This window comes from Bifidobacterium sp. ESL1133 (assembly GCF_058107325.1).
Genome location: NZ_JBYLUI010000005.1, coordinates 96,139 through 117,276, shown reverse-complemented (window position 1 = coordinate 117,276; position 21,138 = coordinate 96,139). Strand labels below are relative to the sequence as shown.

Below are 21,138 nucleotides of genomic sequence, written 5' to 3'. Positions count from 1 at the left end.
TGTTTTCGGCTTGTGCTGCGTGATATGGCACAAGCCGAATGGCCTATTTCAACGATAAATCGTGCTTGATCTGGCTTGATGAGACTTCCGGCGTGCGGGGCAGGTAAACGACTTCACAGCCTTCGGAACGCAGAAAATCAAACTTCCCTTCCCAGTCGCTGCCCATGGTGAAGGTGTCGATGTTGTAATCGTGGATGTCGGAACGTTTCTGTTCCCACGATTCCTCAGGTATGACGAGATCGACGTAACGTATGGCTTCCACAAGCTGCTTGCGTTTCTCATACGGAAAATAGCATCGCTTCCGTTTTTCGGCCCAATTGAATTCATCGGTCGATATAGCGACGATGAGATAATCCCCGAGCGCTTTCGCGCGTTTGAGCAGATTGATGTGACCGTAATGAAGCAAGTCGAAGGTGCCGTATGTAATGACTCGTCGCATCATATCTCCCTGCTTGTGGGTGTGCTGCTTTCGTTGCCTGCGAGATACTGCAGCACTGCATTACGAACATCACTGCTGTTAAAGTCGTCCATGGAGACATGTTCAAAATGTTGGCCGATGTCGTTTGGTAGAGCGTAGATATCCCCATATTTACCGGTGAGAAAGCGCATGAACTGTGCTGGTGCGGGATACTGTCTGCCTTCGAACTCAAGCATGGTGGCGGGGAACATGGTGTCGGTGGAGCCGATCCAATAGAATTCATCAGGTGCGCTGTAGTTGTCGTATGCAAGCATGACGCCAGTGGCCAGGCTTGCATCGCACACCACGCCGTCGTTCCGGAGCCTGGCAAGTTCATTGTCGAAAACCGCTCCTATCCTCTTTCCGCATGGTGTTTGAGGCGGCATATAGACCTGATCGCCTTCCCAGTCGGCGAGCTCGTCCCCCATGGCGTTCAGCGTGTCGATGACGCGCTGCCGTCCCTCAAGGTTTTTGGCATAGTTTTCGTCACTGGCATCAGCGCACCAGTCAAAAATGAACAGATCAATGAAGCCGGGGATGTTTGGCTGAGTGGACCAAAGTCTGACCTGGCGGCAGTAAGCTATATGGTCCCAACGCACAGTGATGCGGAATTGGTCGGAGTGTTCCACCACGTGCATGAGCCGTTCTAGGTCGTCACGCATGATGCCGACATCAATGTCGTCATCCCAAGGCACGAATCCATCGTGACGATACGCACCGAGCAGCGTGCCGTAACACAGCCACCAGTGCTCAATGCCGTTATCGTTGCACAGATCGGCGAATGCGTGCAGCATGGTGGCCAATGTGCGCTGCAACAGTCGAAGGTTGCCGCCGGCTGGTGGCAAAGAGCGGAAGAACTGACGTTTGTCGTCGGTACTTCCGGTACCGCTGCCATAAGTGCTCCAGAAGCGAAGTTCGGACTTGCTATCTACAGCTTTCTGCCTGCGGCGGACCTCGTTCAGTTCACGTTCCACGTGCATCAGTCGTTCACTGATATTGTTCAGTTGGTTCCTTTGCGCTGTGCTGCGCATGTCTGATTCCAAGCGATGCGCCGTATCCAGAATCTCGGTAAGCTGATTATTTTCGCGCTCAGCGGCACCGTTTTGCGCACCTTCGAACTCATGGAACGAGCGAGAGGAAACCGGTACACGACTCTTGAGGGATGTGAGCAAAGACGACACTGTAATACTCCTAAACTGCCATTGTTCCTCGTACAATAATAACAATCTTATTGTCATATATTGCTGGCATGCAGATGTAAGAAAGCACATAGGTTGCCTCATGTAACCGATAAAATGCTGCCGTGCGAACCGTGTATGGTATGGTGCGCGCTATGTCTCCGCGCCCATCGCGAGGAGCAAATATCTGCTTTTAGTGTGCGCTGTTGCTAGGATACGAACCGTGAATCATTTGGAGAACAAGTTGCAATCCCGGTACGGTTACGCAATGACCGTGCTGCGCGGGTTGGTGAAAACGGACTTCAAGCTGCGCTACCAAGGTTCATTTCTCGGCGTGGCGTGGTCGGTGCTGAAGCCTCTGATGCTGTTTTGCGTAATGTATGTGGTGTTTGGCAAGTTCCTGCGCATGTCAGACGGCACCTCCACCTATCCGGTCGTGCTGTTGCTGGGCATCAGCTCGTGGCAGTTTGTCACGGAATCCACTACGGTGGGTTTGCGCTCGGTGGTGGATCGGGGCGACTTGTTGCGCAAAATCCATTTCCCCAATTACATCGTTGTGGTCTCCGCCACCATGGGTGCCATGATTAGTTATGCCATCAATCTGGTGGTGGTGCTTGTGTTTGCGCTGATTACGCGTGTACATTTCACTTGGCGTGTGATTCTGCTTCCATTGAACATTATCGAGCTGTATGCCATCACCTTGGCTCTCACATTGCTCATGTCTACCATGTACGTGTATTTCCGCGACGTGGCACATATCTGGGAAGTGCTGCAGCAGGTTATCTTCTATGCCATGCCCATTGTGTACCCGCTCAGCTACGTGACCAACCGCGGCGGCACCTTGGCCAAACTGGCACGCATGGAGTTGTTGAATCCGATTGCTCAGTCCATCCAAGATATTCGCCACAACCTCGTTGCCCCGCAGACGCAGCCTACAATCTGGAACCAGTACTCCAACGTAGGCATTCAGCTCATTCCTGTGGTGCTCACCGTAGTGCTGCTTTGGTTGGGCATATACGTATTCCGGCGCAACAGCCGCAAGTTTGCTGAGGTGATGTGATGAGTGAGAATGTGACCGGCAATAACGATCAGAACGGGCTGGGTGTGCAAGACCTGCTTGAAGAGCGGGATGCCATGGTGCAGCGCGACTATTCGTCGGCACCCGTGGTACTCGATGTTAACCACGTCTCCAAGTCCTTCAAACTGCCGACTGAGCAAGCCACGGGCATCAAGCAGGCTTTCATTAACTGGACGCGAGGCATTAAAGGTTATCGTCAGCTTCCCGTGCTCAAGGATGTCACGTTTGATGTCCATCAAGGTGAATTCTTCGGTATTGTGGGTCGCAACGGCGGAGGCAAGTCAACGCTGCTGAAACTGATTTCGCAGATTTATTACCCGGAAACCGGCTCCATTGACTTCACCGGCAAGCTGGTGCCGTTCATCGAACTCGGAGTAGGCTTCAATCCTGAGCTGACGGGCCGTGAAAATGTGTATTTGAACGGTGCTTTGCTGGGTTTCTCATCCGATGAAGTCGCAGCAATGTATGACGACATTGTGGAATTTGCCGAGCTTGAAGAGTTTATGGATCAGAAGCTCAAAAACTACTCCAGCGGCATGCAGGTCAGGCTTGCCTTCTCTGTGGCTATCAAGGCCCAAGGTGACATCTTGGTGCTTGACGAGGTGCTGGCGGTGGGCGATGAGGCATTCCAACGCAAATGTGACGACTTCTTCACGGAAATCAAGAAAGATCCCACTAAAACGGTGATTTTAGTGACGCACGACATGGGATCGGTACAGAAGTACTGCACGCGCGCCATGATGATCGCCGACGGCGAGGTCGAAGCTATTGGTGACCCGGATGCCGTGGCAAAGCAGTACACGCTGGCCAACCTCAAAGCCGAGAAGATCGGTGCTGAAAAAGCCGAGGAAACCAGTGAAGGCTACGCCAATGGTCTCAACGAACGCTGCCCGGTATTGCGTACCACTGCGATCTCGCCACAAGTGGTGGATGGCAGCGAACCATTCGAGTTTGAGGTCGAATATCAGTATGACGAGCCAGGAGATTTCTACTTGGCCATCGCACTGCATGATATTCACCGAGGCGGCGTGACGTACGATTCTGGCGCTCGCGTGCTGAAGATGACGAAACATGGCCGCCAGAAGGTACGGTTCGCCATTCCGCTGAATCTGTTCAATGACGGTGAGTTCCGTCTGGTTACTTCTCTGCGTGTAGATGGTGAAAATCCAGATACTACCGACGCTGTGGGAGTGGCAGTGGACGACAATGCCTGTAACTTTGTGGTGCGTTCAGATAGGCGCAGCGACTATGCGTTGCTCAACAATACAGCGCTGAAGTTTGAAGTGCTTGACCCAGATATGGTTACTGTGCTGGATGTGCCGACTCGGTGGTAGTGCATAAGTGTTGGTGTGCCGGAGCACTTGGGCTTCCGGCACCCTGCGTTTAGCGCCGGCTCTAAGATGGTGATATGAGCGATTTGAATGCGCTGGACTTGGAGTCCGGCCAGATTGTGGGCGGCTATACGCTGGTCTCGCGTGTCGGTGGCGGCGCGATGGGATCCGTGTGGCGCGTGCACGACGATGGCGGTCAGATTTATGCCATGAAAATTCTGCGCGAATCGCTTAACGACGACGAGACTGGCGTAGAAGGTGCCGAAGACGATGAATTCGGTCCCGGCTCTCTAGGCGATGGGGGCGATGGCACCAGCTCAGGGAATTCGAGCAGCCGCAATCCCCACGTCACCGCCCGCGAGCGGTTGCGCCGCGAGGCCATGTCCCTGCAGAGGGTGCGTCACCCTGGCGTGTGCTCGATTGTGGATATGGAACTCGATGATTCGCTGGCGTTCATTGTTACCGAACTCATCGAAGGGCGCAACTTACGCGACGATGTGGCGGCGAACGGCAAGTACGAAGGCGTGGATTTGGAACGTCTGGCGCGCAAGCTCATCGACGCAGTGCATGCGGTGCATGCGCAAGGCATCGTGCACCGAGATATCAAACCCACCAACGTGATGGTTTCCGCTACTGGGCCGGTACTGGTGGATTTTGGCATAGCCATGGCCGAGGGTGAAAGCCACGTCACCCGCACCGGATTGGTGATGGGTACCCCTGGATTCATTGCCCCCGAAATCATTGACGGTGCAGAGTCGTGCGAGGCAACGGATTGGTGGTCTTTGGCCTCCGTGCTGGCCTTTGCGGCCACCGGGCAGCCGGTGTTCGGCGTCAAACCGATGATGGCGGTGCTGGAACGTGAGGCTGCCGGCAACGCCAACCTGGCCGGACTGCCGCCCCACACGCTCGCAGCCTTCCGCAAGGCTCTGAGCCCCGACCCGTCAAAGCGTTGCAGCCCTGAGGAGCTGTTGAACGCGATTATCTCCGATTCCATGAATCCGTTGGCGGGGATTGGGGCGGACCTCCCTTTTGACGGTGCTGTGCCTGGGGCACCACCAGGTTCAGCGTTGGATCGTCTCGCCGACTTGTCTCGAACCACGGGAATGCCCACCGGTGTGGTGCCGCTGCATGGGGTGCAGAGCGCTTCATCCGCAACCCAATCCCCATCGCCGGAACCCAGCGATACCAAAAACCTGCGCAAGCTGTGGAGCGCCGAGGACGACGGCACCATGCCTGCGTTCGCCGCACCTCCGGCACCTGCCAGCGCACCGACCGTTGTGGTGCCGAAAGTGGCGCATGCTGACCGTTTCGCGCAAACGCCACCCACGGTCTGCCTCGGTGATGGAGCTGCCGCGACCATGGCGCTGCCCGCTCCCCCACCCAGCCCGTCTCCTGCGGCATCGGCGATGGTGCCGGAATCTGGTGAGTCCACAGCGCTGATGCCGGCTGCCACCCGTGTTATGCCGCATGCTCCTGCAGCAGATCCGCGTGCGTTCTCCAACAGCACTACCGTGCTGCAACAGGCAGTGGCACCGCCGGTTCAGCAGCAATACGCGGCACCGTCGTACGGCACCCCGGCTCCGCCATACGGCACCCCAGAGCCGCCGGTATATGCGCAGCCTGCGTCCATTGAGCCACAGCTTGAGCCAACGCTTGGCCCAGCGCTTGAGCCAGAACCGACGTATCCTGCCCAACAATATGCTGCGCAGCCATACTCGCCGTACGCCGCCCAGCCTCCGGCTCCTAGTCCCGAGCAGCTGGAGATGGACGCCGAGGCATTCGCGCGTTCGCGCCGGGCTGTGCTCACCAAGCGCTCGCGGCTGCCAATATGGCTGCTTGCCTTGGCGCTTGCCGCATTGGCGGCATTCCTTCCCCAAGCCGCATATGTGGCGATGGCTGCATTCATATGGCTGTTTGTTACGTTGGGCCTGAGTGAGGATGCGCAGATTCGGCGCGAATACAAACGAGGTGGCGCGCGTAAAAAAACCGATTCCGCCAAACGCATCGCATCCTTGCCGTGGCACGTGCTCAAAGGGCTTGCGCTCAGCGTGCCTGGGGCGCTGCTGGCCTGGTTGATTGCCGCTGTGATACCGGCGGCAGCCAGTCTGCTCTTCGGTCTGCCGACTGGCGAATATGAATTGGCAATCGGCAGCTGGAATCTTGCGTTGCCGTACGCATACAGTCCGTCCCTCTCCCCCAGCACGCTGCTTTTGGCGGGATGTGCCGCTTTGGCATGGTGCGCGGTTGCGTTCGGCCCAAAGTCAGACAAGTTGCGCCTGGGAGCCGGTTACATGCGTCGCCTGCTCACGCGCCGCGCCGGGAACGATGGGCATGCATCTTCTGGTGCCGCTGCCCAACACAGCGCTGCGTTCGTATGAGCAGCAGAGCTGGCTGGTTTGTCTGGTTCGTCTGGTTGACCTGCGGGTGGTCTGTAGTTTGTCTGTCTGGTTTTCTGTGCCGGTGGCGGAGAAATGTGCACCTATGCACTAGGATGAATCCATAGACAGTCGTACAGCACGGCGTATGCGGTTCATCGTCACGCAGACCGAAGGGAACACATGGCACAGCAAGGCAAACCAAACCGGAATGCGGCACAGCAGACCAAGCAGAAGACGCGTGCTGCCAGGCGCGCACGCGAAGAGGCGGAAGCGCAGGCGCTGGCTGAGCAGGAGGCCAAGGAGCGCCGCCAGCAAACCACGGTCGGTGTGGTGGTTGTGGCGGTCATCGTGCTGGTTATTGCAGTGATTGCCAGCATTGTGGGAACCAACATATACAAAAGCCGTAAGGAGAAGTCCGTTACCGCCGAGCAGACGTATGCGCAGCTGCAGGAGGTAAAGGTCACGCCCAAGGGCGCTAACAAGCAGGGCGGTTTCCTCTTCTCCCGTGACGGGTTCGACAAGAAAGCGCCCGGTGCGCCTACCGTAGAGATTTATATGGATCCGTTGTGCCCCGGGTGTGGCGCATTGCATCAGCAGGTGGGGCCCATGCTCAAACAAATGCTGGATGCAGGTCAGGTGAACTTGGCTTATTATCCTATGAATTTTGAAGATCCCAACTCCACGGATCACTACTCCACGCGTGCTGCTGGAGCCATCAGCTACGTTGCCTCGCACGACCCGAACCCCGATCATCTGCTCGGCTTCATCGACAACCTCTACAGCAAGGATTTCCAGCCGCAAGAGGGCTCCGGATACAAGCCCACGAGCAACGATCAGATCAAAGAGCAAGCTCTGAAGGCCGGAGTGCCGAAGAACGTGGCAGATAAGGCGTTCGGCGGTGAGTACAACGACTGGATCAATGCCGCCTACAAATACACGGTCAAGCGCCCCGAGCTGTGGCACACGTCCGGTCAGCTCAAGGGTGGTATGAGCACGCCTACCGTCACCATCAACGGTACCCGGCTTGACTCCGATCAGATTGCCAGCCAGCAGTTGACACAGCAAGCTGCCATTCTGCAATCTCTCGGACTAGCGCAGAACCAGGTCGGCCAAGCTGGCCAGATGCCCAGCATCGGCGCCAAGGGCAAGCCGAACGCTCTGGTCTGATAATGGCATGACGGTGAGTGATTTGCCGGCTTCGGCAGTGTGAGGCGCGTCGCAGCTTATGGGTCTGCGGTGCGCCTCGTGCATGTTAGAACGTGTCTGTGATGCTGCAGCGTAGAGATGGTGTATGGGCGGACGGGTACTGCGGCCGTTGTTTGATTGGTATGCGCTGCATGCTGGTTCAGTGCGACACGCACGGAGAAAATGTGAAGTTCGGGTTTCATGCGTTATAATGTGAAGTATCTTTGCGTTTGCGCGAGGTGTGAGGGGTCGTTTTTGCAAACAGATTCCTCGGCTGCTCGCATACGTTAGGAAACGCCTCCTTAGCTCAGATGGCCAGAGCAGCCGCCTTGTAAGCGGCAGGTCGTCGGTTCGATCCCGACAGGAGGCTCACCAGAAGGCAACGTAGCCAGGCATACAAAGTTGGTGGACTGGCCAGCGAACATTCTTTCCTCGAGTAAGTGCGCAGAGGCCTTACCAACTCGGGCTTCTGCACAAGGCGGAATCATACCTGTTCCGCCCAGGGGCGGAAGTATCCCCTTCGCTTCCGCCCCTTTTTCTTCTCCGCGTCACCACCTCCGTATTGCCATGCCATGCTCCCTGTTGCACACCATGCGCATCCGATTTCGTTCAGCAGGGACGTTTTGGGGTATTTCCACTGTAACGGAATAACAAGAACGGCGGAATTGCAGTGTTTTACAATAGGAATCTTGTTCAGTTGGCCGAAAACGTCCCTACTGAACGTTTCACTATTGCTGGTGCTGCACTGGTCACTCGTTAGTCGGCAGAAAGTCCCTACTGAACGCGCAAGGGGTAAGTAAAGGATGGAGAATAGGAGTGTTGGGACTGTGAGATGAATTACATAATATGCGCATTGGGTGGATATATCAGGGGTTTAAGCATATCCAAGGATTTTGCACAGAGTGATATTCGGCATGTTCGTCCTGTGCAAACAGGTATGATGTGAGACAAGAGAAGGCGACTTCAAGGGAACGGAAAGTCGCGAAATGCAAGGCCAACAGGTCTTGGAAGTAGGCAATATGCGGGCGCGGTGCCAGTTGGAGGGCAGCTTATGGCACGTCGATGGACACCACAGCGGTTTGTAACTATGCGGCGCATACGCATTATGGTGTGCGTTGCTGCTGTGGCGCTGGTGTGCGTGGTGGCCTTTATGGTTTCGGCGCGCAAGACCGTGGCGTTGACGGTCAACGGTGAGACGCGTACGGTCACCACGTATACGCAGAGCGTGGATCGGCTTCTGCAAGAGCAGGGCATCACAACCAAGACTCACGACGTGGTCAAGTCCACTACGGGCGGTGCGTTGCAGAACCATTCCGTAGTGAGCATGAACAGCGCCTACCAAGCCACCATTACCATTGACGGGCAGGAGGTGCCGTTCTGGACTTCCGCAACCTCGGCCAGCCAGCTGCTCAGCTTTTTCAAATCCAGTGAGCAGGACGCCGCCAAGGTGACGGTGAACATCAGCAATGTCTACAATCAGCTCACCGGCGGGCTTGTTATCAACAAAGAAGGCCCGGTCACGGTCATTGCAGACGGCAACACCTCCATCGCTCCGGATGGCAAGCTGTCTGCCGCTTCGATTCTCGATTCAAAGAACATTGCTCTGGGCAAGGACGACCGCATCAGTGTGGAAGAGGACGGTGGCAATACTATCCTACGCGTCCAGCGAGTCACTCATGGCGATGAGACTCAGATGATTTCCATCCCCTTCGCATCCCACACTGTAGTAGATGCCTCGTTGCAGCCTGGGGAACAGCAGGTGCGGCAAGTGGGGCAGACCGGCACCAAAGAGCAGGTGTACGACGTCACTTACGTGGACGGTCAGGCCGAGGGCAAGGCACTCAAGTCTGAGACCGTCACCACGGCCGCCATGGATGAAATCATTGCAGTGGGCCCTGCGGCTCCTGCCGCAAGTCCGGATGGCGCAGATTCCGGTGACGCTCACGGTGCCAAGCCAGGCAACGGCGGCAAAGACACCGATAAGACCGATCAGGACGCTGGTAAAGGCAACACCGATAAGGGCAAAGAGAGCGACAAAGGCAAAGATAACCCCAAGCCGAACGATTCCGGAAACCAGAATTCCAAGCCAAATGCAAACGGTAACGGTTCCAGCACACAGCCGGCTCCAACCCCTGCCCCTCAGCCTGCTCCTGCGCCTCAGCCGAAGCCGGAACCAGCTCCTGCCCCCAAACCGGAGCCGGCTCCTGAGCCGACACCGAGCGGTTTGTGGCATGCTTCCGCCCATGAAGCTCAGGTGTATGCGCAGGGTGCTGCCGCGGCGTACGGATGGACCGGGCAGGAGTACACCGACTTGGTCACCTTGTGGAACAAAGAGTCCGGTTGGCGTTGGAATGCGGGAAATCCAAAGAGTGGTGCGTACGGCATACCGCAGGCATTGCCGGGCAAGCAGATGGGTGATTATGGCGCCAACTGGAAAGACGACGCCGCCATCCAGATTAATTGGGGATTGAACTACATCAAAGGTCGATACGGTTCACCATCCGCCGCTCTGAACCACTGGAGACAATACAACTGGTACTGATCGTACGGGTGTAGTGGTGTCCCGCAGAGGGTTTTGTGCGTTGCTAACCATGAGAGCGTGCGCCGCGCGCCGCATTGGTTCGCGCGCAGTTGTAGGTTTAGAGCATGAGCAAACCTGATACCGACCGCGCCGACAGTTTCGTGTCGAGTAGTACCCGCGTTGAAGCCGATGGCACGAATACTGCTGCTCTCGGCTCACCCGACTGGGCTGTGTCTCCGTCCAATGCATCTGCACACGCTGGGGGAAACGTATCGGCATCTGCTCTCCACGCGCAACCAGCAGAGGATGAAACGCCTACTTCCGGACGGCTGCTTGGCGCCGCAGATATCAGACGTATCGCTGCTGAAGCCGGCATCAGCCCAACCAAGAAGCTTGGGCAGAACTTCGTCATAGACCCAGGTACCGTGCGTCGCATCGTCCGCGAGGCAGGCGTGAGAGCTGACACCAACGTTGTAGAAGTAGGGCCCGGCCTTGGTTCGCTCACCTTGGCGCTCTTGGAAACCGGAGCGCACGTGACAGCTGTGGAGATAGATCCGCCACTGGCCGCGCGGCTGCCCGAAACGGTGGCAGAGTTCATGCCCGAGGCTTCCTCGCGCCTTGCCGTCGTCAACATGAATGCGCTGGACATGAGTCCGCAAACCCTGCCGCAGATCAGCCCGGAGCGCTTGCCATCCTTTACGCTCGTTTCGAATCTGCCGTACAACGTGGCCACTCCCATCCTGCTCACGGCTCTTGAACGGTTCGCCAACTTGGACCGCTTCCTTGTCATGGTGCAGAAGGAAGTGGCTGACCGCCTTGCCGCCAAGCCCGGGTCGAAGATATATGGATCCCCGAGCGTAAAACTGGCATGGTATGGGCATGCTGAGCGCGTAGGCGTGGTGGGGCGCAACGTGTTCTGGCCTGCGCCCAACGTCGATTCGGCGCTGGTGCTGTTCACGCGCAAAGCACGGACAAGCCAGACGGCGCTGGACGGCCGTGAAACAGTGTTCCGATTGATCGATGCGGCGTTTAGCCAGAGGCGCAAAACCTTACATGCCGCACTTAAGGGTTTGGTCAGTGACGAGGATTTCGCGCAGGCCGGCATCGACCCCACACGCCGGGGGGAGACGCTCACCATTGAGGAGTTCACGACGCTGGCTGCGGCCGCAGCACAATAAGGCTTGCCTGCAGCGTCACGTATAGACGCTAAAATGAGAGTCACGATAATGCGCACCGATAGCGCGCTGAGTAATGACAGGACGTGAGCAGATATGCCGCACATGGGGGACGAACGTGAGGCCCGCAAGCGCTACGTGCGTGAACGGCAAAACAAGGTGTTTACCATCGTCGTGGCGGCGATGGTGGTGCTGTTCGTCATTTCGTTGCTGGTGTTTTTCCATGTTCTCGGCGGTGAGCCGAAAGATAACGCCGAGGACGGCGGCCCAGTGAATTTCGGTTCCCCTTCGGTGTGCGCCCCAGCGGAAAAGAACGCCGACCACAAAACCAAGGATCGAGCCGTGTACATGGCCAATTCAGAGGTGTCGGTAAGGGTGCTTAACGGTACCTCGTCGACCGGCTTTGCAAAAGCTGTGGGTGAGGCGCTGGAAAACCGTCATTTTTCAGTGGTTTCAATCTCTAACTTTGAAGATACCAACGTTAAGCGCACCACCATCTACTACGGTGTGAATGCCATCGCCGACGCCTACACGCTCAACGCCAACTTCTCCGATGCCAAGATGGTGATGGACGACCGAACGGACGATTTGGTGGATGTGGTCATCGGGGCCACGTTCAACGATTTGGTGGAGACGAAGAGCGTTCCTGCGGCCGGAGCCTCAATCACCAATTTGGAGGGCTGCACGCCGCTGGACAAGGTCGATAAGTCCAAGCTTCCCAAGGCTTTGGTGCACGATCCAATCGTTTCGTCGCCCAGAGACGACAATCCCAGCGACAATAGTTGATAGTCGTCGAGTCGATTCGGCTCGCCAGGCTGCCGCGTTAACGATGGCCCGTCACCTTCGGCAACATGGCCATCAAGGCCGGCATATCCACGCTGACGTGCCAACCTGCCGCTCGTGCCTTAGTCTTGCTCTGCCGCCCAGCGTTTAAGCTCGGCCACAGCCTCGTCACGGCTCGCCGGGCCATGGTCAAGGCGGAAATCAAGCATATGCTTGTACGCACGGCCTACGAGTGGCCCCGGCTCAATGCCCAGAATCTCAATGATTTCGTTGCCGTTGATATCAGGGCGGATTGCGTCAAAATCCTCCTGCTTTTTCAGTTCACGCACACGATCTTCCATCTCATCCATCGCCGAGGAGAACATAAGCGCCTTGCGCTGGTTCTGCGTGGTCGCATCGGCTCTGGTAAGACGGTTGAGACGCTCGTACAGGGGACCGGCATCCTTGACGTAGCGGCGTACTGCTGAGTCCGTCCACGGCTCGTCCACGTAGCCGTGGAAGCGCAGGTGCAGGTTGACCAGCTCGCTGACATCGGCGATGAGATGGTGGTCGAAGCGCAGCGCCTTCATGCGTTTGCGCACCATTTTGGCTCCCACCACATCGTGGTGATGGAAGCTCACCTTGCCGCGTGCTTCAAAACGGCGGGTGGCAGGCTTGCCGATGTCATGCAGCAGAGCGGCCAGGCGCAATGTCAAGTCGGGTGCGGGTACAGGGCCGTCCGGCCCGGTTTCCAAGGCAATGGCGCGGTCGAGCACCATCAATGTGTGGCCGAAGACGTCCTTGTGGCGGTGGTGCTCATCAATTTCCAGCTGCAGTGCAGGAATTTCAGGCAGCACAATGTCTGCCAGACCGGAGTCCACAAGCGCTTCCACGCCCTCATGCGGGCGTTCGGAGAGCAGCAGTTTGATGAGCTCGTCGCGCACGCGCTCAGCAGAAACGATGGAGATACGATCGGTCATATCGGTGATGGCTTCGGCAGTGTCTGGCTCGATGCGGAAGCCCAGCTGGGCGACGAACCGCACGGCGCGCATCATGCGCAACGGGTCGTCGTCGAAGGATTGACGAGGGTCGACCGGGGTGCGCAACACGCCACGCGCCAAGTCGTTGGCACCGCCGAATGGGTCGATGAACTCAAGGTCGGGCACCCGCAGTGCCATGGCGTTCACCGTGAAATCGCGGCGGGACAGGTCGCCTTCGAGGCTATCGCCATAGCTCACCTCGGGCTTGCGGGACTCGGGATCGTACTGGTCGGAGCGGTAGGTGGTCACCTCCACTTTGATTTCGGTGCCGTCCTCTCTGCGTCGCATGGCTCCGAGCGTGCCGAACTTACGGCCCATGTCCCAAAAGCCGTCGTGGCCGAAACGCTTGAGAATCGGCTCGAACTGGTCGGGACGTGCCGACGTGCAGAAGTCGAGGTCATGGCTGGGACGGTGCAGCAGCAAATCGCGTACAGGACCGCCCGCCAACGCCAGTTCAAAACCCTGGGCCTCAAACATGCGCCCCAATTCCATAGCCTCCGGCCACACTGCAAAATCCACTGAGGGCACCTTTCTTTTCTCCGCGCTTCGCGCCCGGCACAACACATTCACGTGCCTACCAGCATACCTTCACCCCATCTGCACATCGGGTTGAGTAGAGTGGTAAGCATGATTACACCCGCGGATTTGGCGCGCATGGCGGCCAGGACTTCGGGTCAACGCGCCCAAAAAGCCGGGAATGCTGGGGAAACGGCCGGTTCGACAGGAGGCGTACAGGCAGATATACTGCGATACACTTCACAGTCACGGCCTGAGCGGTTGCACGCCGGCGTGGCGGATGCCGCAGGGCAGGGGGACGAGTCGGATGGCACGCCGACCCCAGCGGTGATGCCGCATAAACGTTCCGACGACACTCCCGCCACCTTCGCTTCGCTCGACGCGCAGGAGCTTCCGGCTGTGCGTGAATATTCCGCCGGAGGTCTGGTATTCGACGATCAAGGGCGCGTCGCCATCATTGCCCGGCATTCGCGCAGCGGGCACTTGGAATGGTGCCTGCCCAAAGGTCATATAGAAAAAGGGGAGACCCCCAGGCAGACGGCAGTGCGCGAAATTCGAGAGGAAACCGGCATCCAGGGTGAGGTTATCGATTCCATCGCCACCACTGACTATTGGTTTACCGGCACCGAACAGCGCGTGCACAAGCTGGTGCACCATTTTGCCTTGCGCCAAGTAGGAGGCGAGCTGAGTGTGGAGGGAGACCCGGACAGGGAGGCCGAAGATGCGGTATGGGTGGATTTCGACACGCTAGACCAAGTGCTGAGCTACCCTAATGAACGCAAAATCGTGTGGCTGTACGCCCGCAAACTGAACAGGCAGGCAGAAGCGTGACATCTCACTCCCATGTGCCTCGTATGCGTGCACATCTCAAACGGCTTGCTCTCGCTTGTGCGGCAGGCGTAGCCGCGCTGTGCCTGACTGTGGGCGCGGCCAACCCGACGCCGGCAGCAGCGCAGGAGAACACTCAAGGTGAGGTGACCAGTGTGGCGGAGAAGCCCAAAGCGGCGCTTTCCGTGGTGCAAGCCACCCCGGTGGTCAGCGATACATCGGGCTACCACTCCACGATCACCGTGCGTAATAGTACGGATAAAGAGCTGCCGGCGGGTCGGTTGAGCATATCCACCAGCGTGGCCTACACGTTCGTTTCCCGCTCGGATTTCCAGGATTGGTCGCAAAGCGCCACGCATATCCCCACCCCCGACGAACTCGGCAGCGTCGACGTGCCGGCCCTGGCGCCCAAAGGCAAAGCAACGGTGAGCGTGGACGCAAACCGCGATCAGAAGACACTCAAGGCCTTTGCTTCCTGGGGTCCCAAACCAGTGCTTATTGAGTACAACGCTGGAGACGCTGCGGCACCGGGCAGCAGGAAACCCTCGACCGCCACGTTGCATACGTTCCTGACCCGCTCGCGAGATGGACTGCAGGAGAGCGCCACCCCGGCGATGCAAGTCACCGTGGTGCTGCCGCTCACTGCGGACGGGTGGGATCTTGAAAGCGACAAACTGAATACGTTGATGACCAAAGGTCAGAATTCGGATTCCATCGTCACGCCAAGCAATGTCAGCAATGACCGACGTGCCGCGAGCGAGGCGAAAGCCAGCGGTACCAGCACCAAGCTTGACCCCAAGCAGCTCACCGCGCGCCATCCTGGTCTGCAGGTGGTCACCGATCCCGCCTATGCCAAGGCTTCAGGCACCACTCAGAAAACCGACGGTGTTATGCAGCCAGGCAACTTCGACATCACTGCGTACGCCGCGCACAATGACCCGGGAAGCTATTCCGGAGCCGGCGTCACCGACGGTTCGTGGAGCGCGGAAACCAGCGTGAGCCAGTATCATGAAGCTTCCGGGAATTTGGTGTCCGCGCCTACCGCCTATGCGTGGCAAGGCAGAGGCAACTGGACGCAAGAAGCGTTGACCCAGGCCAAGAGACAAGGGTATTCCACGGTCATTGCCCCATTCGGGCTCAACAGTCAAAGTGATTCGACCGTGCATACCGACAAATACGAAGTGCCGACCGATGCCGGCGATGTCACGGTGCTGGCCGCGCAAAAGGAACTTACGCAGCTGGCGCAAGGGCAACCGACCGATGCCGGTGCCACAGCCGAAAATAGCAGCGCCGGTCGTGTCTCACGGTTCATGGCGCAAAGCGCCTTCTACCAGATGGAGCAGCCGTACGCCTCGCGCAACCTGCTCATCTGCCTTTCTCCCGCTGAACCCAGTGACGAAGCCGAAGCGCTTATGCAGTCCATCGAACAGGCATCCTGGCTGTCGCTCTCCAATCTGGAGTCGCTCAACTCGGCAGAGCCCTATCGTTCCGGTGCTGCGGCCACACGCCTGCTGCCCCAAGAATCGGGTGTGAGCCAAAAAACGGACCAGGCGTTGCGCAACAACCTGACTGCACTGTCGCGCAGCAGGCAAGATATTCTGCGGTTCGGCTCATCGGTGCTGGACACCGCGCATGCAGCTAAAGCCACGAGAGACGGCGACGGCACCACCGGCAAGGACAAGCAGTCCTCCGAACAGGACGGACCGCAGTCCTTGGCTCGGCGGGATGCCGGCAGCGCGGCGAAACGATCGCAGAGCGGTACGGAGTGGGTGGAAAGCATCACTGCCTTGCACGACCGACTGGCGCTGTATGCCTTGAGCGGTACCGGAGACACTTCGCTTGGCAACCAGACGGTGCAGAAGGCCCAATCCTTGTCTCAGCAGCTTTTGGGAGGGGTTTCCATCACCCCGTCCGAACCGGTCACCGTGGTGAGTGAATCCGCCAAAATGCCGGTTACCGTGAGCAACAATCATCCCTATCCGGTACGTGTCGAAGTCTCGTCGCTCACCGACTCCATGGAAATCGTGACGTCGCGCTTCGAAGAGGTATCCGTTCCGGCACGCGGCGAGACGCAAACCACGTTCGCGATCCGTGTCTCCACATCCGGCTCTGCCACTGCCCACCTATCCCTACGAGACCGCGACGGTACCACATTCTCCGCACCTCAATCCACAGACATCACCAGCACGCTGCGCATCAGCGACGTGACCGGAAAACTGTTTGTGGTGGCCGCGCTGGCCATGGGCGCGTTGGGCCTGTGGCGCCAGTTCCACCGCAAGAAGGATCCCGACGAATGAGTTCTTCCGTAGGCCGTAATTCCATGATCATGGCTGCTGGCACCGCTGCGTCGCGTGTCACTGGCCAGATTCGCACCATTCTGCTTGCCGCAGCAGTCGGCACCACCGGTTTGGCCGCCAATGCCTACCAGGCCGGCTCCCAGATTCCTCAGGTCATCTTCACCCTTGTCTCCGGCGGCATCTTCAACGCGGTGCTTGTCCCGCAGATCGTGCGCACGCTCAAAGCGGATGATGCCGAGGAGAAGCTCAACAAGCTCATCACCTTTGCTATGACCCTGCTGCTGGCGGTTACGGTCATAGTGGGGCTCGCTGCCCCCTGGCTTACTCGCGTTTATGTGGACGGCGGCGCCGACATGCTGGCGTTGTCCACTTCTTTCACCTTATGGTGCGTACCGCAGGTCTTCTTCTACGGGCTGTACACCGTGCTCGGCCAGATTCTGGCCGCTAAGGATCATTTCGGCACGTATGCGTGGAGTTCTGTGGGAGCCAACGTCATCAGCTGCATAGGTTTCACCGCCTTCATTGTGCTGTTCGGCAAGTCAGACAAGCAGCCGCTCAGCTTTTGGACGGGAGACAAGGTGGCGCTCACCGCCGGCGCGTGGACGCTCGGTGTGGCCTTCCAAGCGCTCGTCCTGTTCCTGCCGCTGTTCAAGATAGGTTTCCGGTTCCGCCCCAAGTTCGGCCTGCACGGCATCGGCCTGCGCCAGATGGGATCGGTGGCCGCATGGAGCATCGGCATCGTGATCGTGGACCAGATCGCCAACATCATCAACACCCGCGTCACCACCTCGGCTCCGCTCAAGGCCCACGAACAGCTGCACACCAGCCTGTACGAGGTTGCCGGCAACGCCAGCTACCAGAACGCCTACACGATTTATATCCTGCCATACTCGCTTATTGCGGTATCGGTGGCCACCGCCATTTTCCCGCGCATCGCCCAGTCCATCGCCGACCGCGACCTGGGCTCCGCACGCGCCGACCTGAGCCAATCGCTGCGTAACGTATGGCTGCTGATGTGCTTCTTCACTGCGGTATTCGTGGTGATGCCGGTGCCCATCATGCTGGCACTGCTGCCATCGGTGAGCGTGAAAGAGGCGCTGCTCATGTCTGGCCCGCTCATCACGCTGGCGTTTAGCCTGCCGCTGTCGTCCACGTACCTCATCATTCAGCGTACCTTCTATGCTTTCGAGGACGGTTTCCATCCCTTCCTGTTTGTGGTGTTGCAAGCCGGTCTGCAAGTGGTGCTTCTGATGGCCGGTATCGTGCTCATTCGCCCCGACAACTGGGCTGCCCTGCTTGGCGCCACCATATCGGTGAGTTACCTTCTGCCGTTCCCGGTTTTGGTGGGTATGCTGCGAAAACGGTTCGATAACAACCTCGACGGTCGGCGTCTGACCGGCACGTTCGCCAAAGGCATCATCGCCATGGCAGTGGCCATGGTCGGCGGTCTGCTCCTCCAGCATGCCGTCTACGCACTGTTCGGTGCTCATTTGGAGGCGCATTCGGGCCGGATGAACTGGATACAGGCCGTGGCCATATGCGCGGTGCTTGCGGTGCTTGTCGTGGTGCTCTACCTCGGCACGCTGTGGGTGCTCAAAACCCGTGAGCTGGTCACCGTTGCCACCGATGTAATCACACGTGTCCGCGATCGTTCCGGCGATGTCATCATCAACGCGGTGCTCGGTCAGCCCAACGGCAAGCGTCCTCACGTGGCCCAACACGCCATTCCCGACGACAGCGAATCGTACCGGGTGGTGATGAGTCCGCGTTTGCAGGAGCCAAGAATCCTGTACAGTTCCCCCCGCCCTTCCGTTCCGGAGCCTCCGGCACCCGCCCCGGTCACTCCTGCGGTTAGAATGGGTGAAAGAAAAAGACAGTCAGTTGTTCATGTGCGCCATGGAGCTAGAAATATTATGAAACCTCAGCCAGGAGACGTTGCCATCGGCCGATACACGTTGGTGGCTCAGCTGCGCTCAGCTCCCGGCATTGAGGCTTGGCATGTCAAGGATCAGGTGCTTGGCGGTGAGCGCCAGATGTTCGTCATCACCGACAAGCAGTCCATCGCCCACACCGAGGCGGTGGCATCCTCGCTTGCCCTCTCGCGCAGCAGCATGTTCACGCAAGTCAGCCAGATGCAACACGTTGGCAGTGTGCCGGTGCTGGTCACCCATCTTGACGAGGGTGAGGCGCTGAGCGACTATATGAAGCCCGACAGCGGGCGCACGTTGAGCATGGAAGCCATTCGCTCGATTGTGGGTGAGGTGGCAAACGGTCTGCATCAGCTGCTTTCTGACGGCCTGAACCTGCATACGTTGAGTTCGGACATGGTGCGCGTCACCAGTGATGGTGTGAAGATTGCCGATGCTCCGGTCAGTGCGCTGTTCTCCGACTTTGTGCAGGCGCCGGAGATGGATGCGGAACGCATCGCCATCTATCAGACCTCGGCGTTGCTGTATGCCATACTCACCGGGCGGACCACTGCAAATGTGGAAACCTTTGATTTCAGTAGGTTTGATCCAGATGTTCCTGAAGAATTTCAGGTTATCTGCCGGCGTGGCCTGACGGTGCAGTACGCCGAAGCGAAATCCAATGCTTCGGGCATCGCCGACAAGGACGGCAAATCTCCCACCATCTCCATGGTTTCGATCTCCGAACTGATGGCGCTGCTGGGCGACTGGACGCCTGTGGCAGAACTTGGCGAGCAGGATTTGAGCCGTCCCAAGAGTCAGGCTCCGTCCACCATCGCCATGATTAAGCTCCGCGCCGTGGGCAAGAACAATGTGATTGCGCTGCCGGGTGAACTTACGGGTTCCGCAGATGCATCCCAGTCCGCTGCTGTCTCTGCGGTTTCTGCTGGTGCGGCTGGAGCTGCGGGAGTGGCCGCAGGTTTGGCGCAGCAATCGACGCATGGTGCCGCGACAGGGCACACAGATCAGGCTGCTCGTACAGCGGATGGTGCAGCAACCTCATCGCGTACAGTAGTCGGCAACGGCAGCGCCGCGGGTGCACCTGCCAATGCCCGGAGTACAGCGCAAAGTGATGCTGTGGCTCAGCAGGCAGCTCGTCAAGCAGCGCGTGCGGCTCGGCGGTCTGCCGCCCAGTCCGGCGCGCAATCTGCGCAGCGCTCGATGCCCGCTTCCATCCAGCCGCAAGGCCAGGCGCAGCCCGTTTCGGCGGCTGCCAGCACAGCGGCCATGCCCCCCATGCCGGCGGCGCAAGCGAACTACTCTGTGCCTTCCAACTACTCTGTGCCCTCCAACCACTCTGCGCCCTCCGATCCAGAGTCCTCCGCTCCTGTGACCTCTGCTCCGGCCAAGCAGTCGTCTCGTCGGTTCTGGAAGCGCGGTCAGCAGGCCGTCCAGCCCGCTGCCGCTCCGGCGCCGCCGCAAACCGGCCAGTCTTACGGCGAAGACACCGGCGCAGGTATGGATTTTCATGACATCGCCGCAGCCGAGATGGCGCAGGCCTTCAGGCCAATCGACGCGTATGCGGACGATTCGCTGTTCCCCGACTTCGAAGTGGTGCAGCAGAACAACCAGTCCACCACACAATTCGACTTCAATACGCACGCCTCGCGCGCTGGTGCAGTCGGCGAAGACACCGGTGGTCTCTCCTTCGAAGCCACTGGCCGCATCCCCGTCTTTGGCCCCAACGGCATGCCCATAGAGCCAGGGAACGAGTCCGCTCGTGCCCTGCGCGCCGAACAACAGGCCGCCAAGGCTGCGGGCGGCGAGATACTGCCTCCCAGCTTCACGCCGGCCTCCCAGACCAAGGGCAGTGCTGATATCGCAGATACTCCGCTGTTCGGCAAGGTGACCACCAAAGTCATCGCCATCGTGGCAGTGATTGTGGTCGTGCTTGCGGCTGCCGGATTCGCGGTCTTCAACCTGCTAGGCAAGGGCGGCATCGGCGACTCCTCTCCCGACCCGTGGCCGAACATGCACGTCAACCAGGTGCCGTTCAGCGGCAACACCGAGGATGATAAGCCCAAGAGCGAGGACAAGAAGAAGCCCAAAGCGCAGGAAGAGGCTAAGCCGGAGAACACCACGCCGTTTGACGTGGACACTCAGACGTTCCTCACCCGTCCCGACGGGCAGGACGGCTATGGCTACTACATGCACTTGAGCCAGCCGCAGGAAGTCTCGAAGTTTGTGATTACCATCCGTACTTCGGGCGGCAACGCCCAGCTGCTCGCCAACACCACCCATGATCCGACAACCGGTCAGCAGGTGGCACAGTTCAGCTTCGACGCCTCCGGTACTACGGAAGTGAAACTTGACAAGAAGGTCACCTCTCAGGACTTCATGCTCTGGGTGCCCACCAACTCGTTGCCCGAGAACCATCTGTACATCGTCAAAGTGCAGTTCTTCTAATGCATCGCTGTGAACATAC

At 58.5% G+C, this 21,138-nt stretch carries 13 protein-coding genes and 1 tRNA gene; 11 read left to right on the top strand and 3 right to left on the bottom strand.

Annotated features, from left to right (window positions below; translation table 11 throughout):
• Positions 1–43 precede the first annotated feature (43 nt).
• Positions 44–439 carry a glycerol-3-phosphate cytidylyltransferase gene (gene tagD, locus AC3B5A_RS06295; protein WP_489799718.1) on the bottom strand — a complete coding sequence of 132 codons (396 nt, stop codon included), beginning with the start codon at positions 437–439 and terminating at the stop codon, positions 44–46.
• Positions 439–1,638: a LicD family protein gene (locus AC3B5A_RS06290; protein ID WP_489799716.1), complete on the bottom strand. Its 1,200-nt coding sequence runs from the start codon at positions 1,636–1,638 to the stop codon at positions 439–441. Before AC3B5A_RS06290 ends, tagD begins: the two co-directional genes overlap by 1 nt.
• Before the next feature lie 265 nt (positions 1,639–1,903).
• On the opposite strand from AC3B5A_RS06290, the gene AC3B5A_RS06285 reads away from it, so the two are divergent.
• The 8 genes from AC3B5A_RS06285 (at position 1,904) to AC3B5A_RS06250 (ending at position 12,089) form a co-directional block, all read left to right on the top strand.
• Positions 1,904–2,695, top strand: coding sequence for an ABC transporter permease (locus AC3B5A_RS06285; protein ID WP_489799859.1), 792 nt, complete (start codon positions 1,904–1,906; stop codon positions 2,693–2,695).
• Between the two features lie 74 nt (positions 2,696–2,769).
• The gene (locus tag AC3B5A_RS06280; protein WP_489799857.1) at positions 2,770–4,047 is read left to right on the top strand and encodes an ABC transporter ATP-binding protein; all 1,278 of its coding nucleotides are present in this window, start codon (positions 2,770–2,772) and stop codon (positions 4,045–4,047) included.
• A gap of 74 nt (positions 4,048–4,121) precedes the next feature.
• On the top strand, positions 4,122–6,422 hold the full coding sequence (locus AC3B5A_RS06275) for a serine/threonine-protein kinase (protein WP_489799714.1): 2,301 nt from the start codon (positions 4,122–4,124) through the stop codon (positions 6,420–6,422).
• 180 nt (positions 6,423–6,602) lie between these two features.
• On the top strand, positions 6,603–7,589 hold the full coding sequence (locus AC3B5A_RS06270) for a DsbA family protein (RefSeq protein ID WP_489799712.1): 987 nt from the start codon (positions 6,603–6,605) through the stop codon (positions 7,587–7,589).
• Between the two features lie 314 nt (positions 7,590–7,903).
• Positions 7,904–7,977, top strand: a tRNA-Thr gene (locus AC3B5A_RS06265).
• A 681-nt stretch (positions 7,978–8,658) separates the two neighbouring features.
• The gene (locus tag AC3B5A_RS06260; RefSeq protein ID WP_489799710.1) at positions 8,659–10,149 is read left to right on the top strand and encodes a resuscitation-promoting factor; all 1,491 of its coding nucleotides are present in this window, start codon (positions 8,659–8,661) and stop codon (positions 10,147–10,149) included.
• 104 nt (positions 10,150–10,253) lie between these two features.
• The gene (gene rsmA / locus AC3B5A_RS06255) at positions 10,254–11,306 is read left to right on the top strand and encodes a 16S rRNA (adenine(1518)-N(6)/adenine(1519)-N(6))-dimethyltransferase RsmA (protein ID WP_489799708.1); all 1,053 of its coding nucleotides are present in this window, start codon (positions 10,254–10,256) and stop codon (positions 11,304–11,306) included.
• Positions 11,307–11,399: 93 nt separating this feature from the next.
• Positions 11,400–12,089, top strand: a complete 690-nt coding sequence (locus tag AC3B5A_RS06250; RefSeq protein WP_489799706.1) for a LytR C-terminal domain-containing protein — start codon at positions 11,400–11,402, stop codon at positions 12,087–12,089.
• Between the two features lie 119 nt (positions 12,090–12,208).
• Here the strand turns inward: AC3B5A_RS06250 and AC3B5A_RS06245 are convergent, their stop codons facing one another.
• A complete protein-coding gene (locus AC3B5A_RS06245) occupies positions 12,209–13,624 on the bottom strand; it encodes a CCA tRNA nucleotidyltransferase (RefSeq protein WP_489799704.1) in 1,416 nt (471 codons plus the stop codon).
• A 108-nt stretch (positions 13,625–13,732) separates the two neighbouring features.
• On the opposite strand from AC3B5A_RS06245, the gene AC3B5A_RS06240 reads away from it, so the two are divergent.
• The 3 genes from AC3B5A_RS06240 to AC3B5A_RS06230 are packed head-to-tail and all read left to right on the top strand — an operon-like array spanning position 13,733 to position 21,119.
• The gene (locus AC3B5A_RS06240) at positions 13,733–14,452 is read left to right on the top strand and encodes an NUDIX hydrolase (RefSeq protein WP_489799702.1); all 720 of its coding nucleotides are present in this window, start codon (positions 13,733–13,735) and stop codon (positions 14,450–14,452) included.
• Positions 14,449–16,746 carry a DUF6049 family protein gene (locus AC3B5A_RS06235; protein ID WP_489799700.1) on the top strand — a complete coding sequence of 766 codons (2,298 nt, stop codon included), beginning with the start codon at positions 14,449–14,451 and terminating at the stop codon, positions 16,744–16,746. The genes AC3B5A_RS06240 and AC3B5A_RS06235 overlap by 4 nt, the downstream gene beginning before the upstream one ends.
• Positions 16,743–21,119: a lipid II flippase MurJ gene (locus AC3B5A_RS06230; RefSeq protein WP_489799699.1), complete on the top strand. Its 4,377-nt coding sequence runs from the start codon at positions 16,743–16,745 to the stop codon at positions 21,117–21,119. Before AC3B5A_RS06235 ends, AC3B5A_RS06230 begins: the two co-directional genes overlap by 4 nt.
• Positions 21,120–21,138: the final 19 nt, after the last annotated feature.

What these genes read in the sequence shown, in the direction of transcription:
- tagD (WP_489799718.1), bottom strand. Translation starts at nt 439, where the DNA reads ATGCGACGAGTCATTACATACGGCACCTTCGACTTGCTTCATTACGGT.
- AC3B5A_RS06285 (WP_489799859.1), top strand. Translation starts at nt 1,904, where the DNA reads ATGACCGTGCTGCGCGGGTTGGTGAAAACGGACTTCAAGCTGCGCTAC.
- AC3B5A_RS06280 (WP_489799857.1), top strand. Translation starts at nt 2,770, where the DNA reads ATGGTGCAGCGCGACTATTCGTCGGCACCCGTGGTACTCGATGTTAAC.
- AC3B5A_RS06275 (WP_489799714.1), top strand. Translation starts at nt 4,122, where the DNA reads ATGAGCGATTTGAATGCGCTGGACTTGGAGTCCGGCCAGATTGTGGGC.
- AC3B5A_RS06270 (WP_489799712.1), top strand. Translation starts at nt 6,603, where the DNA reads ATGGCACAGCAAGGCAAACCAAACCGGAATGCGGCACAGCAGACCAAG.
- AC3B5A_RS06260 (WP_489799710.1), top strand. Translation starts at nt 8,659, where the DNA reads ATGGCACGTCGATGGACACCACAGCGGTTTGTAACTATGCGGCGCATA.
- rsmA (WP_489799708.1), top strand. Translation starts at nt 10,254, where the DNA reads ATGAGCAAACCTGATACCGACCGCGCCGACAGTTTCGTGTCGAGTAGT.
- AC3B5A_RS06250 (WP_489799706.1), top strand. Translation starts at nt 11,400, where the DNA reads ATGCCGCACATGGGGGACGAACGTGAGGCCCGCAAGCGCTACGTGCGT.
- AC3B5A_RS06240 (WP_489799702.1), top strand. Translation starts at nt 13,733, where the DNA reads ATGATTACACCCGCGGATTTGGCGCGCATGGCGGCCAGGACTTCGGGT.
- AC3B5A_RS06230 (WP_489799699.1), top strand. Translation starts at nt 16,743, where the DNA reads ATGAGTTCTTCCGTAGGCCGTAATTCCATGATCATGGCTGCTGGCACC.